Annotated in this window: 14 protein-coding genes; 5 read left to right on the forward strand and 9 right to left on the reverse strand. The window is 50.3% G+C overall.

Annotated elements, in window-relative coordinates; all coding sequences use genetic code 11:
• The first annotated feature begins 82 nt into the window (after positions 1-82).
• Positions 83-514 carry a hypothetical protein gene (locus R5268_RS03280; RefSeq protein WP_317418682.1) on the forward strand — a complete coding sequence of 144 codons (432 nt, stop codon included), beginning with the start codon at positions 83-85 and terminating at the stop codon, positions 512-514.
• Positions 515-568: 54 nt separating this feature from the next.
• Here the strand turns inward: R5268_RS03280 and R5268_RS03285 are convergent, their stop codons facing one another.
• The gene (locus R5268_RS03285) at positions 569-2,140 is read right to left on the reverse strand and encodes a TerC family protein (protein ID WP_218455250.1); all 1,572 of its coding nucleotides are present in this window, start codon (positions 2,138-2,140) and stop codon (positions 569-571) included.
• Between the two features lie 237 nt (positions 2,141-2,377).
• Here R5268_RS03285 and gndA point away from each other — a divergent pair, with 237 nt between their 5' ends.
• From gndA to R5268_RS03300, 3 genes are all read left to right on the forward strand, one after another.
• The gene (gene gndA, locus R5268_RS03290; RefSeq protein WP_107678184.1) at positions 2,378-3,790 is read left to right on the forward strand and encodes an NADP-dependent phosphogluconate dehydrogenase; all 1,413 of its coding nucleotides are present in this window, start codon (positions 2,378-2,380) and stop codon (positions 3,788-3,790) included.
• 78 nt (positions 3,791-3,868) lie between these two features.
• Entirely contained in the window at positions 3,869-4,756 is an 888-nt protein-coding gene (locus R5268_RS03295) for a rhomboid family intramembrane serine protease (protein ID WP_317418681.1), read from the forward strand.
• A gap of 135 nt (positions 4,757-4,891) precedes the next feature.
• Positions 4,892-5,080, forward strand: a complete 189-nt coding sequence (locus R5268_RS03300; RefSeq protein WP_247715628.1) for a hypothetical protein — start codon at positions 4,892-4,894, stop codon at positions 5,078-5,080.
• 55 nt (positions 5,081-5,135) lie between these two features.
• On the opposite strand, the gene R5268_RS03305 is transcribed toward R5268_RS03300, so the two are convergent.
• From R5268_RS03305 to apbC, 6 genes are all read right to left on the reverse strand, one after another.
• A complete protein-coding gene (locus R5268_RS03305) occupies positions 5,136-5,414 on the reverse strand; it encodes a riboflavin synthase (protein ID WP_052956679.1) in 279 nt (92 codons plus the stop codon).
• Between the two features lie 69 nt (positions 5,415-5,483).
• Positions 5,484-6,872: an anaerobic C4-dicarboxylate transporter DcuC gene (gene dcuC / locus R5268_RS03310; RefSeq protein WP_046893788.1), complete on the reverse strand. Its 1,389-nt coding sequence runs from the start codon at positions 6,870-6,872 to the stop codon at positions 5,484-5,486.
• A gap of 197 nt (positions 6,873-7,069) precedes the next feature.
• On the reverse strand, positions 7,070-8,929 hold the full coding sequence (gene asmA, locus R5268_RS03315) for an outer membrane assembly protein AsmA (protein WP_317418679.1): 1,860 nt from the start codon (positions 8,927-8,929) through the stop codon (positions 7,070-7,072).
• Positions 8,930-8,990: 61 nt separating this feature from the next.
• A complete protein-coding gene (dcd, locus tag R5268_RS03320) occupies positions 8,991-9,572 on the reverse strand; it encodes a dCTP deaminase (protein ID WP_046893786.1) in 582 nt (193 codons plus the stop codon).
• 69 nt (positions 9,573-9,641) lie between these two features.
• Positions 9,642-10,286, reverse strand: a complete 645-nt coding sequence (gene udk, locus R5268_RS03325) for a uridine kinase (RefSeq protein WP_025153374.1) — start codon at positions 10,284-10,286, stop codon at positions 9,642-9,644.
• 271 nt (positions 10,287-10,557) lie between these two features.
• Positions 10,558-11,670 carry an iron-sulfur cluster carrier protein ApbC gene (apbC, locus tag R5268_RS03330; RefSeq protein ID WP_107678180.1) on the reverse strand — a complete coding sequence of 371 codons (1,113 nt, stop codon included), beginning with the start codon at positions 11,668-11,670 and terminating at the stop codon, positions 10,558-10,560.
• Between the two features lie 256 nt (positions 11,671-11,926).
• Here apbC and metG point away from each other — a divergent pair, with 256 nt between their 5' ends.
• Entirely contained in the window at positions 11,927-13,960 is a 2,034-nt protein-coding gene (gene metG / locus R5268_RS03335) for a methionine--tRNA ligase (RefSeq protein WP_107678178.1), read from the forward strand.
• A 59-nt stretch (positions 13,961-14,019) separates the two neighbouring features.
• Here the strand turns inward: metG and R5268_RS03340 are convergent, their stop codons facing one another.
• Both R5268_RS03340 and R5268_RS03345 read right to left on the reverse strand, forming a co-directional pair.
• Positions 14,020-15,315, reverse strand: coding sequence for a type II toxin-antitoxin system HipA family toxin (locus R5268_RS03340; RefSeq protein ID WP_317418678.1), 1,296 nt, complete (start codon positions 15,313-15,315; stop codon positions 14,020-14,022).
• Positions 15,305-15,601: a helix-turn-helix transcriptional regulator gene (locus R5268_RS03345; RefSeq protein WP_036407353.1), complete on the reverse strand. Its 297-nt coding sequence runs from the start codon at positions 15,599-15,601 to the stop codon at positions 15,305-15,307. The genes R5268_RS03340 and R5268_RS03345 overlap by 11 nt, the downstream gene beginning before the upstream one ends.
• Positions 15,602-15,735 lie beyond the last annotated feature (134 nt).

The following is a 15,735-nucleotide window of genomic DNA, read 5'->3' on the forward strand; positions in this document are numbered from 1 at the left end:
CGGCGGAACATATTTTTTATCAGGATTCTGAATAATCCGCCGATATTCATCATAATATATGACTGCAACGGATATCTTATTAATGAAAAAAATACTGCTGGCCGGTGTGATTGCCGCCTGCTCTGCCTCTGCCAGTGCTGTCCCTGATACCTGGTCAATGGGGACTGCTCAGGGATTTACTGAATACAGTATCAGTAACGGAGCCGGTAATGCCGTCATTATCGCCTGTAACGAAGGTGCGGGGGAAGGCTATGACAACAGCGTGTCTGTTTACAGTAATGACCAGAGCCTTGACGGTGACATCTCTTTCCTGATTGATGATGAGGCCTATTATATTCCTGAAAACACCACGACCCGCAGTGGTGCTAATGCCTGGATCAGTTTTACCTCAGCCATTACCCGGGCATCTGAATTTGAAGTGTATGTGAATAACAAACCGGCCGGGAAGTTTAAGCCCCGCGCCAAAAACAGCCGGAAAATCTTCAGTGATTTTGAATGTGCCCCGGTTGAATAACCCGCACGATATGATGATAACGCCGCCGTTTCCGGCGGCGTTATTATTTAACAGTTAATCGACACTGTCTTCCGGATTTTCCGGCAGTGTGATTTTCACACGGTTAATCCGGTGATTCTGAATTTCCAGCGGTTCAAACAGACAACCGTCAATTCTGATCTGCTCACCCACTTTCGGCAGACGCTGTAAATGTTCCATCAGCAATCCGGCTACGGTTTCATATTCCCGTTTTTCGTCCAGTGTCAGCGGAATATAATTGATCAGATCTTCCAGCGGCATAAAACCGTTGGTTATCCAGCTGTTATCATCCGTAAACTGAATATCATGACGGGCATCATTTTCAATACCGCTGACCGGCAGATTTCCGGCGATGGTTTCCATCACGTCCGTCAGTGTCACTACCCCTTCAACATAACCGAACTCATCCGCCACAAAGGCAAAGTGAGTCTGCGCCTGGCGGAACTGCTCCAGCGCTTTCAGTAATGACAACTGCTCCGGGAACACCAGCGGCTGTTTGATCAGCGCGTGCAGATCCAGCGTGTCCTGCTGTAAACGCTGATGCAGCAAATCAATCACATGCACCACCCCCAGCAGTTCATCATCATCCCCCGAGCCTTTAATCACCACCCGGGTATGCGGGTTTTTGGTCAGCAATGCGGCGATTTCATCACTGGTGGCATCAATCCGCAGCATTTCCACATCATGACGCGAAGTCATAATACTGTTGACATTACGCTGAGACAGCCCCAGTACGCGGACAATCATCTGCCGCTCTTCCGGATCAAAAATATCCTGGTTATCTGAAATCAAATCTGCCGTGCGGTTATCCAGCTCCGATGATTCACGTTTACCGCTCAGAATGCGCAGTACTGCTTCCGCTGTACGCTGACGCAGGGAATTCCGCCCGCGCAGAAACTTACGGCGGTTAAACATCGCCACCTGATTGAGCATTTCAATCATGATGGAGAAACCGATCGCCGCGTAGAGGTAACCTTTCGGAATGTGATAGCCGAACCCTTCCGCCACCAGGCTGAAACCGATCATCAGCAGGAAGCTGAGACACAGGATAACGATGGTCGGGTGTTCATTGACAAAACGGGTCAGCGGACGGCTGCCCCAGATCATCAGCAGCATTGCAATAATCACTGCTGTAACCATAACACCGATGTGATCCACCATCCCGACTGCCGTGATCACGGAGTCCAGAGAGAAAACCGCATCCAGCACGATAATCTGTGCCACCACCGCCCAGAATTTCGAGGTTTTCCGCTGCTGTCCGTCGTTATGCTCACCGCCTTCCAGCCGTTCGTTAAGCTCCATCGTGGCTTTGAAAAGCAGGAACAGTCCCCCGATCAGCATAATTAAGTCACGCGCACTGAATGCATGCCCGAACATCGTGAACATCGGTTTGGTCAGCGTGATAAGCCAGGAGAGACTGAACAGCAGAATAATACGCATGATCAGCGCACACAGCAGACCGGTTATACGGGCTTTGTCACGCAGCGCAGGCGGAAGTTTATCGGCAAGAATGGCAATGAAAACGAGGTTATCAATACCAAGAACAATTTCGAGTACGATTAGTGTGGCCAGGCCGGCCCAAATCGACGGATCAGCGATCCATTCCATACGGTTAGTTTTACCTTTTATTCACACAGCTTATGCTGCACACGAAATAATGCGGATTGTCCGGCCAAATAGCAATAAAAAATTCCGCACTTTGCCGCTGTTCCTGTTGTGCGCAATGACGATACCGTTTGCATCAATCGCTACCACGCGGGCTTTACATGCGTTAAACTGTGACGAAATTAACAGTCAGCTAACGAAATCGTCGTTAGTCACGGGTCAATTCCTGAAGGAGTCTTCATGTCCAAACAACAAATTGGTGTTGTCGGTATGGCCGTTATGGGCCGTAACCTCGCACTGAATATCGAAAGCCGCGGTTATTCTGTTTCTGTTTTTAACCGCTCTTCTGATAAAACTGACGAAGTGATTGCTGAAAACCCGGGGAAAAAACTGGTTCCCAGCTACAGCATTGAAGAGTTTGTTGACTCCCTGGAAAAACCCCGCCGTATCCTGCTGATGGTCAAAGCCGGTGAAGCCACCGATAAAACCATCGCGTCCCTCACCCCGCATCTCGATAAAGGTGACATTCTGATCGACGGTGGTAATACCTTCTTTCAGGACACCATCCGCCGTAATAAAGAACTGTCCGCGCAGGGCTTTAACTTTATCGGCACCGGTGTTTCCGGTGGTGAGGAAGGTGCACTGAAAGGGCCGTCCATTATGCCGGGCGGACAAAAAGAAGCTTACGAACTGGTTGCTCCGATCCTGAAACAGATTGCAGCTCAGGCTGACGGTGAGCCGTGTGTCACCTATATCGGTGCTGATGGTGCCGGTCATTATGTCAAAATGGTGCACAACGGTATCGAATACGGCGATATGCAGCTGATTGCCGAAGCTTACTCTGTGATGAAAAATGCCCTCGGCATCAGCAATGATGAACTGGCATCGGTATTCAGCGAGTGGAATAACGGCGAACTGAGCAGCTACCTGATTGATATCACAAAAGATATCTTCCGCAAGAAAGACGAAGACGGCAACTATCTGGTCGATGTGATCCTCGATGAAGCCGCCAACAAAGGCACCGGTAAATGGACCAGCCAGAGCGCACTCGACCTCGGTGTGCCGCTGACGCTGATCACTGAATCCGTGTTTGCCCGTTATATCTCCTTCCTGAAAGACCAGCGCGTTGCGGCATCCAAAGTGCTGAAAGGACCAAAAACAGCAGCATTCAGCGGCGATAAAGCAGAATTTATTGAGAAAGTCCGCCGTGCCCTGTATCTGGGGAAAATCGTCTCTTACGCACAAGGCTTCTCACAGCTGCGCGTTGCTTCTGACGAATATAACTGGGATCTGAACTACGGCGAAATCGCGAAAATCTTCCGCGCCGGTTGTATCATCCGCGCCCAGTTCCTGCAGAAGATCACTGACGCTTATGCGGAAAATCCGGCACTGGCTAACCTGCTGCTGGCCCCATACTTCACACAGATTGCCGATGAGTATCAGCAGGCGCTGCGTGACGTGGTCTGCTACGGTGTTCAGCACGGTATTCCGACACCAACCTTCTCTGCCGCTATCGCCTATTATGACAGCTACCGCAGTGCGGTACTGCCGGCGAACCTGATCCAGGCACAGCGTGACTATTTCGGTGCACATACTTATAAACGTACCGACAAAGACGGCGTGTTCCACACGGAATGGTTAGATAATAACTAATTCCTGATCTTTATTATGATTTGAAAAACCGCACAGACCAGACCGGTCTGCGCGGTTTTTAACTATCAGAGGATCGGTATGACTGAATTAAAACAACAGGACAATAATCCGTGGGGAAAGGTCATTCTGCCCGCCAAACAGACCTTCCGGCTGTCTGCTATGCTGCTTACCCTGCTGTTAGTGCTGCTCAATACCGGTATTTATTTTTATCAGGAACTTTATGTCTCACCGCTGCCGTCGCGGGAAAGTAATCTTTTACTGTTTGGTGCCAATGTTTATCAACTGTCACTGACCGGTGACTGGTGGCGTTATCCGATCAGTATGATCCTTCACGCCGATATATTTCATCTGGTACTCAATTGCCTGGCGCTGTTTGTTATTGGTATTAACTGCGAAGCGCTGTTCGGTAAATTCAGAATGCTGGTTATCTATGTGGTTTCCGGTATCAGTGCCTCATTATTCAGCGCCCTTTGGCAATCAACAGAATTTAATACAGAACAATCATTTTATTTATACGCACACACGGTGTATATCACCGTCAGTGTCGGTGCATCCGGCGCCATTATGGGCATTGCAGCCGCAACAGTGATATTTCTGATTAAAGAGGGATTTAACCCGGCGCTGCCGGCAGATGTCCGCGCATTGTACTCACGTAACCGGTTATCTGTCGGTGCTATGATCGTGCTGACACTGGTTAACGGAATGCAGGCAGGGACTGACAATATCGCCCACCTCAGCGGTGCGGCTACCGGCGTGGTACTGGCGCTGGCATACCTGGTATTCACGGCAAAAACCCCGGCAGGTAAGCGGATTTATTCACTCAGTATCTCAGTATCTGTAATTTTGCTGCTCGTTTTTGTTGTCAGAGCGGTTTCGTTTTCCGATAATCCGCGCCTGATAAATGAACGGGCATTTATATTACAGGAAATGAATAATGAATCTTCCGCCGGATTGACGGCGGAATAATTCAGAACTGTGAACAGAAACAAATTTAAAATATATGCAGCGAAAAGAGAGTGAAATGATTGATTCTGGTCACATTAATCTCACCGTTAAATCGCTATGGTGGTTAAACGATTAATTACAGAAGCAGGTGATGATATGGATTATTGGTTTGTATCGTACAAAGTGCGCGCCCGTAACGGAGACACTTTACAGGGACATCAGATCACAGAAACTAAAGCCGGTGTATCACCCCGGGATGCATTAGAAGAAGCCACTCAGAAAATTGCCGACGAGTCACAGGCCGACCTGCGTTCAGTCCGCATTATTGCATTTAACCGCGTGTAATTAACTCCCCTTTATAAAGCGAAACCCCGTCAGATACGGGGTTTTTTTATTGCTTTTATACCGCCACTCTTTCGATATTAACCTTATCGCCGGTTGCTAATCGCCCGAGAGCCGTTTTCAGCAGTGTATCAGTGAAAAGATAAAAACCGACATGGCTGTTATCAATTGCCGCCACCGTCAGACAGCAGCCGTTATACGACACGGAGTCACCAATCGTCAGTCCCGGTAATAATTCCGCAGGGAACTGCACAATATGAATCAGATGATCATTGTTTTCTTCAATTTTTAAAATCAGTGCCGTGCCCTGCACAACCCCGGTAAAAATCTTATCCAAAGCCAACCTCACACTTTCCGTATTGATACAAAAAAGCCGCAGCGGATAACCGGTGCGGCTTATCGCGTTTTACAGTGTAACCGGCACCAGGAACTCAGTGGCGGCAATCACGACCAGCAGGCCGACGAGTACCGGAACCGATGTCCGTTTCACCACTTCAAATGGTGAAATTTTTGCCATACCGGCAACCGCAACCACCACACCGGAAACCGGTGACATCGTACGGCCCAGGTTAGACGCCTGTAACATCGGGATCACCAGGTAGGCCGGGTTGATACCCATCTGCTGCGCCAGGCGCGGGATCAGCTCGACAAATGCGTAGAACGGTGCGTTACCGGAACCGGTGGTCATCGCCGCCAGCATAGTAATAATCACCAGTGCAATCATCATCACGATAGCACCGGAACCGAAAGACTGCGCCAGGTCGATAAGACCGGAAATAAAGCCGACGGTGCTCAGACCCTGGGCGAACACACCTGCCGCAACCAGCAGCATAACCACGGTTGCAAAGGCATCCGCCATACCGCGGTAGCAGACATCCAGTCCTGCATACACTTTTTTACCGTCAAAACCACGGACAAATTCAATAATGGCAGAAAGGATAATACAGCCGACAATAATCGTGATGATATGTAATTCAGGCAGCACGATGTGGCTCAGGAAACCAATGCTGAACGGCTTACCATCAAACAGCAGAACACCGATGATCGGCATAAACGGCAGAATGGCGTAGAACTTCGGTGCATTGGTGGTAATTTCTTTGACATCCAGGATTTCAGATTTGATATCTTCTTTGCGATCCAGGAAACGCTGCCAGAAATAGTGGGCAATCGCCATAGACACAATCGCCACAATCGAAATCGGCAGTGTCAGACTGAAAGCGAACTCTTTCAGCGGAATCATAGAAGCTTCTGCCGCAATCACCACGTCACCGGAGGTCGGTGCCAGGATAATCGCCGCCGGAGACGCACAGATAGCCGCAGCCGCACCACGGCTGATCCCCACGTTCACCATGACCGGGAACAGGGTTGCCATCAGTAACACGCCCAGACCGGTAGCCGAAGACACCGCCAGAGACATCAGACAGGCAATAAAGTAGGCAACAATCATCAGCAGATACGGAGAGTTCACGACCTTCAGCGGTTTGGAGACCATTTTGATGACGACATCGTTGGCACCGATATGGGTCATATAAGCCGCAAAACCGCACAGTACCATGATCATCATACCGAGGTCGCCGCCCCGGTTCATCAGCAGGTACTTAACATATTCAATAATGTTTGTCGGTCCCCAGCCGGTAGAGGTGGCGGCGGACGGCAGGATATTTTTTCCCATCATGACACTGATGATCAGAAGCAGTAAGCCCCCGACCATCAGCACCCCTGTTGCTGAATACCCTTTAATAATATAGCGCCCGACGCCGACGGCGACGACAGCACCAATGAGAAGGTCTAACATTTCTGCTCCTGTCTGGTATTTTTATTTATAAAAATGATTAATGCACTGTGCCGAAAACCGGAGTGAGATTAAATGATATGTATCAATGAACCTTGGTTATTACCCGTATCATTTATGTATTCCGGCCTTCTGCATTAAAAAAGCAGTGACAATATAAATTATCGTCACTGCTCTGTTTGTATAAATCGTCCGCGAATTTATAACCGGTTAATTAAGGATTCCACAGCTTTGAGATCCCGCCCGGTTTTTTCATTCAGCAACTCTCCGGCTGCCTGTTTTACCCGCTGCTGTAACTGATTACGCAGCAGGGTTTCCACTTCAAATTTATACTGAATATTATCCCAGTCACCGAACAGCACAACCGGAATACGGATGGATTGCAGCCAGGTCACCAGATCGTTGGTTTTCCCCCAGCCTTTTAAGATCTGAACACCCAGGTTCACATCCAGATTTTGTTTCACCAGATTGGTCCGCCCGCTGCCGGTAATATTAAAGGCATCGGATACCGCCAGAATTTTACTGATTTTCACTTCACCGTTATTCAGCGTACCGATAGCTTCCAGTTTTTTCGCTTCGGTCATGGCATCCATGGATTGCGGCTGAGCCACTTTGTCAGTTGCCTGGGAAAGTGACTGCTGGATCAGATACGGAATATTCAGACCAAGCAGCTTAACATCGGTAATTGTCAGTGCCACATCACCGCGCCAGTTATTTAATACCGCTTCCTGATCATAACCGGTGCCGCGCAGATCACCGTCAAAGCTCAGACGACCGGTAAATTTTTCCGGCATTTTAAACGCCGTCAGCAGCGGTTTGACATCAATATTCTGCAGCAATGGTTTAATACGCAGCTGCGCCGGAACCTTTTCGGAATAAATCGTCATCGGCAGAGAGAAACGGCCGCCGAACACGTTACCGGTCATTTTGGAAATTTCCGTGATACTGCCACGGTTCTCTGCTTTCACCGTCAGCTGCCCGATCTCCATCCCCTGATAAATCAGGGAATCCACATTCAGCGCCAGCGTGGCATTGAAGTGATTCATAAAGGTCAGGTCATATTTATCCGCGTTACTGCCGGTCGTGATCACCGCCGGTTTGGTGGCAACCGGTTTTTCCCCGTTTTCTGAATGCACGGCACGCTCATAACCGAGCAGGTTATCCAGATTCAGTTTTGAGGAGGCCAGCTGGATGTCATAACGCGGGGTTTCACCAAGCGCCGCTTCGATTGTGCCGCTGAGCTGGCTTTCGTTCGCACTCAGTTTCAGGTTTTCCAGGATCAGGGACTGAGGCGCCTGACCGACGGCTTCGTGCCAGGTATAGGTCGTCGTACCGTTACCGTTGATGCCGTTGGCATACAGACCGGCACCGGACAGGCGGTAGTTCAGACGATTAATATTGCCGCTGACCTGTACCGGATACTGGGAAAGATCGATATCAGAACTCAGGCTGAAAGAGAGCTCCTGCTGATTACGCAGAATATTACTGTTCAGCGCTATCACATAACGTTCAGGGGTATTGCGTTCGAGAGAGAAGTTAATGTCACGCATGTTAATCTGCGTACCGTCCTGAGCCTGCCAGACCAGCAGACTGTTGGCAATACGGATGCGATCCACATCAAACGACCATTTGTTTCCCTGCTCAACCGGTACCGGTCTGGCTTTCTGGTTACCCGGGGCCACAGGGACACTTTTCTTCTCCTGTGATTCGGTTTCAGGCAGGATTTTCAGCAGCGCGCCGTCAAGCATCACTTCACGGACAGATAACTGGTGTGATAACAGCGGCCAGAGCTCAACATCAAGACGCATATTTTCTGCCGTCACCACCGGTTCAGCAGCATCGGGTGCGGTCAGTGTCATTTTACCGGTAATGATGCTCAGTTTCGGCCAGGCATGCCAGCGCATATCATCTTTCATTACCAGTTCGTAACCGGTGTCTTCCTTCACCTTGTTAACGATATAATCGCGAAAATCATTCGGGTTCACCAGCAGGATTAAGGCCGCAAGGCCCGCCGCCACAACGACAAGCAGAATAATCAGCGTGGTGAAAAATCGTTTCATAATCCCTGTTCCTTTCCCATTCTCTGTTGAACCCGCTGACGGACAGTTCTCTGTCCGCCGTTTAATCTTCGCTGATACGGCTGCCCACAGCTCCCTGCTGATTTTTATATTTCGCATCGCTGCGGCGGTTATACGGCCGGTCAGCGGAGCCGGATAACGGCTCAAAACTCAGGGCGCCGATCACCATGCCCGGACGTAATGCCAGAGGTAACTTACCTGAGTTATAAAATTCCAGCACGATTTGCCCGTGCCAGCCCGGATCGATCCGGTGTGCGGTGACGTGCACCATCAGACCGAGACGTGCCAGTGATGAACGCCCGTCCAGCCAGCCGACCATGTTATCCGGCAGCGTGACAGATTCCAGTGTTACCGCCAGTGCCAGTTCTCCCGGATGCAGGTAAAACACTTCATCTTCTGTCAGGGTGATTTCATCACTCATGACATTTTCCAGCGCCGCATTCACTTCTTCTTTCGGGCCGCTGAGATCAATATACGCTGCCGTATGGCCCCGGAATACCCGGAACTGATGTCCGAGACGGACATCCGCAGTCGCCCCGTTAATCCGCTCAACCGGCGGACGCGGGGAAATGGTCAGTCTGCCGTCATCAAGCCACTGAATAATGTCACGGTCACAAAGTCGCATGGTATCATCCTTCTTAAACTCAGCGTTTATCACCGGCGGATAAACGCGGGTTAATTCGTTGTCGGCGGCTTACTCGCAGAACTGACTGATTTTAGCTTTCAGAATATCAATCGCCACGCGGTTTTTACCGCCCCGCGGCACTATGATATCAGCATATTGTTTTGTTGGTTCAATAAATTGCAGGTACATCGGACGTACGGTTTTATTGTACTGTGCAATAACGGAATCCAGCGTGCGTCCGCGCTCATTCACATCGCGGCGGATACGGCGCATCAGACAGATATCCAGCGGGGTATCGACGAAAATGGAGAAATCCATCTGTTCGCGCAGACGTTTGTCTGTCAGCAGCAGAATCCCTTCAAGAATAATCACCCGTTTCGGGCTGAACAGAACAGATTCCGGCTTACGGGTATGTTCTGCATAATCATACTGCGGTAACTGAATAGACTTACCTGATTTCAGTGCTTTCAGATGCTGTAACAGCAGTTCGTGATCCATAGAGCCCGGATGGTCATAGTTGACCTTGATGCGCTCTTCCATCGGCACATCGCTCTGATCTTTGTAGTAGCAGTCTTCCGGAATCACACCGATATTGTGATCGCCCACCTGAGCACGTAACTCATGATAAAGCGTGTTGGCAATCAGACTTTTTCCTGACGCGGATGCGCCGGTGATACCGATGATAGTGCACTGCTGCTGTGCTGTGTCAGCCATAATAGAAATAACCCGGTTTGAAAATAGGAGAGAAAAAAACCGAAACGATCTGCTGCGGCCTTTTTTGGTGCTTATCCGGCCGGGAGTAACAAAACGTGTCTGCCCGGCGCTGAATTATAGGGAGTAACGGCGCGAGATTCCAGCAGAATCGGGCATCCGGCCTCATTATTTCGGGGTAATCACTCTTACTGCTGCCATAAAAAAAGACCGGCACATTACTGTGCGGGCCTTTTTTACTTTCCGGATGCGCCGGAGCTGACATAAACCCCGCTTATACTGCGCGGAAAGCGATTTCTGTCGGGATCTTATCCCCTTCCCAGAACATTTCTGCCGTCACATTGACCGCGATCTCACGGTAGATATCCGCAAATTCGCCGTCCGGGTCACGCATCACTGTCGGCTGGCCGCGGTCGAGGTCTTCACGCAGCGAAATATGCAGCGGCACCTGTCCCAGCAGTTTGGTGTGATAGCGTTCTGCCAGTTTCTCCGCCCCGCCGGTGCCGAAAATCGGCTCGACATGACCGCAGTTACTGCAGATGTGCGCACTCATGTTCTCCACAATACCCAGAACCGGCACGTTCACTTTCTTGAACATGACGATACCTTTCATCGCATCCACCAGCGCAATATCCTGTGGTGTGGTCACCACCACCGCACCGGTGACAGGGATGTTCTGCGAGAGTGTCAGCTGGATATCCCCGGTGCCCGGCGGCATATCGATGACCAGATAATCCAGATCCGGCCACAGGGTATCCTGTAACATCTGCATCAGGGCTTTACTGGCCATCGGGCCGCGCCAGACCATGGCGTTATCATCAGTGACCAGATAACCGATAGAGTTGGAAGCCAGACCGTAGGCCATAATCGGAGCCATATGCTGGCCGTCCGGTGACGTCGGACGCTCTTTGGTGGTACCCAGCATGTTCGGGATGGACGGGCCGTAAATATCCGCATCGAGGATACCGACTTTTGCCCCTTCCGCTGCCAGTGCCAGCGCGAGGTTCACCGCGGTGCTGGATTTACCCACACCGCCTTTGCCGGAGCTGACCGCCAGAATATTGCGGACACCGTTAATACCCGGCAAATCATTGGCACGGCGCAGTGTCGCGATATCATGGCGCAGTTTCCAGTCCACCGCCGCCGCACCGGTCACTTTACGTAATTCTTTGGTTTTTGCTTCAATCAGTGCTTCAAACGGACGCTTCCAGACAAACGGCATCACCAGCTCAACATGCAGCACATCATCCAGCATCGCGCAGTGATTCAGCGCTTTGATGGCAATCAGATTGCGTTTGAGTGTCGGATGCTCAAATGTCGCCAGTACCTGTGCGACCTGTTCGTTCAGCAATTCAGGGTTCATCTCCCCGGGGGATTTCACATTCATCCCGGCTCCTTAGATTTATCATTTTTATTGCCTGTAACTATCGGCATCAATGATAGCAGAAGCCAACTGATTAATTTAGTCATTCCGCGCAAACCCGCACAAAACAAATCCCCTGCAACCGGCAGGGTTATCACCGGATACTCACCGCCGAAAAAAGTCCGGAAAACCACACACAAAGCCGGATTACTGCTGGCAGGGGTGGACGGGATCGGTTAACATCAAAGACCCTTTATTATTTGAGGAAGTGAAATACTCTATGTCTCAGATCGCTAATAAAATTTTGGTAACCTGTGCGTTACCATATGCAAACGGTTCAATCCATCTCGGTCATATGCTGGAACATATCCAGGCTGATATTTGGGTCCGTTTTCAGCGAATGCGCGGCAAAGAGGTTCACTTCATCTGCGCCGACGATGCTCACGGCACACCGATTATGCTCAAGGCACAGCAGCAGGGGATCTCCCCTGAAGAAATGATTGCCAAAATGAGCGTCGAGCATCAGAAAGATTTTGCCGATTTCGCCATCAGCTTTGATAACTACCACTCCACGCACAGCGAAGAGAACCGGGTGTTATCAGAAAATATCTATCTGGCGCTGAAAAAGAACGGCCATATTGAAACCCGGACCATTTCCCAGCTGTACGATCCGGAAAAAGGCATGTTCCTGCCGGATCGCTTTGTGAAAGGCACCTGCCCGAAATGTAAAGCGGAAGACCAGTACGGCGACAACTGCGAAGTGTGCAGCGCGACCTACAGCCCGACCGAGCTGATTAACCCGCGCTCCGTGGTTTCCGGTGCCACACCGGTACTGCGTGAAAGCGAGCACTACTTCTTTGATCTGCCGGCATTCGCTGACATGTTACAGGCATGGACCCGCAGCGGCGCGCTCCAGGAGCAGGTCGCCAATAAAATGCAGGAGTGGTTTGATTCCGGTCTGCAACAGTGGGATATCAGCCGTGATGCGCCGTATTTCGGGTTTGAAATTCCGGGTGCGCCGGGTAAATACTTCTATGTCTGGCTGGATGCGCCTATCGGTTACATGGGCTCATTTAAAAACCTGTGTGACAAGCGCGGCAATCTCGATTTCGATGAGTTCTGGAAAAAAGATTCTGATGCGGATCTGTACCACTTTATCGGTAAAGATATCGTGTACTTCCACAGCCTGTTCTGGCCGGCCATGCTGGAAGGCAGCGGTTACCGCAAGCCGACTAACCTGTTTGTCCACGGCTATGTGACCGTTAACGGCGCGAAGATGTCCAAATCACGCGGCACCTTTATTCAGGCGCGTACTTATCTGAATCACCTGGATGCTGACAGCCTGCGTTACTACTATGCGGCGAAACTCTCTTCACGCATTGATGATATCGACCTTAACCTGGAAGATTTCGTACAGCGCGTTAACAGTGACATCGTCAACAAAGTGGTTAACCTGGCATCCCGTACGGCGGGCTTTATCAAAAAACGCTTTAACGGCCGCCTGAGCGCAACACTGGCTGAACCTGAGTTATATCAGCAGTTTATTGATGCTGAAAAAACCATCAGCGAAGAGTATACCGGCCGTGAATTCGGCAAAGCTATCCGCGAAATCATGGCGCTGGCCGATGTGGCCAACCGTTATATTGATGAGAAAGCACCGTGGGTCGTGGCGAAACAGGAAGGTAAAGATGACGAACTTCACGCCATCTGTACTGTGGGTATCAACCTGTTCCGCGCACTGATGACCTACCTGAAACCGGTTATGCCGGAACTGGCGGCACGCAGTGAAGCGTTCCTGAATCAGGAACTGACACTGGACGGTATTGCAAAACCGCTGCTGGATCATCAGATTGCGGACTTCAAAGCGCTGTTCAGCCGTATTGAAATGGCAAAAGTGGATGCGATGATTGAAGCCTCCAAAGAGGATATCAAAGCCATGTCCGCCAAACCGGTCAGCGGCCCGCTGGCAGATGATCCGATTGCGGATACCATCAGCTTTGATGATTTTGCCAAAGTCGATATGCGTATCGCACAGATAGTGTCTGCTGATTTCGTTGACGGCTCTGACAAACTGCTGAAACTGGTATTGGATCTCGGCGGCGAAACCCGTCAGGTCTTCTCCGGTATCCGTCAGGCTTATCCGGACCCGAAAGCGCTGGAAGGCCGCCTGACGGTGATGGTTGCCAACCTGGCACCGCGCAAAATGCGGTTCGGGATCTCTGAAGGTATGGTGATGGCCGCAGGCCCCGGCGGAAAAGATATTTTCCTGCTCAGCCCGGATTCCGGTGCACAACCGGGCCAGCAGGTGAAGTAAATCCTGTAGTTCACCAGTAAAAATAACGGCAGCGTATCATTCAGATCCGCTGCCGTTTTTTATACAGACAATAAATGCTGATTGCTTTGCCGCCGCTGTGTCAGTGTGCTTTCTATTTCCCGCCGGATATCCGGTGAAACCCCGGCTGCTTTTGCCAGCTCAGGAAAACCAGCCACAACATCCGCAATCTCCGCAATTGCCTGACGCGCGGTTTCCCAGTTATCAAAACCGGCCAGTTCCGCCAGATGTTTCATTGTTCCTGCCGGTGGTGTTCTTCCGTATCCGCCGAAAGCCATTGTATGCTCATTCATACTATTAGGATTATAAGTTACATCATAAAAAGGAGCCGGCAGCCACTGACCATCATCCGATTGCAGAAAAGACCAGTTTTTGGTGTGATCATCCTGGTTTGCAGCCAGCAGGTTAAATACGGCCCTCCGGAATTGCAGTTGCCCTGCGGGAACCGAGCGGCACAACATCCTGCTCAGACGAATCAGATCCTCGTAATCTAAAGACGGTGTGCGAAAATCTGCGTCCAGTAATCCGCATACACTGTGCATCAGCAAGCGACCGGAACGTTTATCTGTACCGTTGTTTGTCCGATCAAAACGTTTTACGGCCAGCCAGGCTTTTGCTGCTCCCTGACTTCCGGTATCGATCAATCGCCACTGTGGCGGATTAAGTCCGGCCCGCCCGGCAAGATCCAGATAAACAGCTTCACATAATCCCTCATCATGCCCCAACGGTAGTGATGCGGAAGTAAACTTTACCAGCCAGGCTTCGCCACCCGGAATTTCACCGGTTGAACACGCAGAAAAATTCCCGGACCTGAAATAAAGTTGTGCTTTGGGTCTGGCTCCTCCGGAACTGCCCGCAGCCACCAAAGCAGACAGAACAACATCCGTCTCCCCCTCAAACACCGCCTGAGCATCTCTTCCCAGTGTAACCAGATCTGCATATCCCTCTTCTTCCGGCTGATAGTCTGATTCCGGATAATAGGAAAATGCCCCCATACCACGGTGCCCGACAAACGCCAGTCTGTCCATTGCAGTAATATTATGCAGCGGAATGCCCTGCTGCCGGAATACTCTGTCCTGCAGCAAACGTCCCCAGCCATCCGGCAGGCTGTCTGCAAAAAGACCGTGCAAACCACCGTGCGGGCCGGCTGGTGCACGCTGAAGTTCGGTGCTGTTTTCCATAGTCACCGGTGAACTGTTACCGAAACGGCGGAGATAGTCACGGTGATACTGAAAAAAAACACCTGTCCGGTTCTGTACCAGCGTTCCGGCTTCCCTTGTCTCCCCCGTTGACAATGCCCGCATTACCGTCAGTTTCTGAACAGGCTTAAAATTCATCTTTCAATACCTCTTCTATTGTCTGTGGTATCTTCACCTCAGTGCGTTTTTTCGGATCGACAACATCATAAAGTACACCGATATCATCCAGGCATTGCCATAATGTTAAAAGCTGACGGAATGATATGCGCCCGGTCAGCTCGAATTTTTTTATGGTAGATGCGGGAACCAGACTGCGGGCAGCCAGAGCATCACGCGACCATTTCCGGCTTTCGCGCTTTTTACGCAGCCAGACGGCAAATGCTTTGCTGACATCAGCATCAGTTAATAACAGCCGGGATAGCATCAGACCTCCTTTGGATATTATAATATCCAAAAATGATAATTTAACTAAAAATTGGATACTATTGTATCTGATATTTTACCCGACGTCCGTTACAATCAATATTTAGCGACTATAAATGTATAAAAAACGTTCAA

Source organism: Morganella sp. BCCO 40_0007 (genome assembly GCF_032989665.1).
Taxonomy (GTDB): Bacteria; Pseudomonadota; Gammaproteobacteria; order Enterobacterales; family Enterobacteriaceae; genus Morganella; species Morganella sibonii.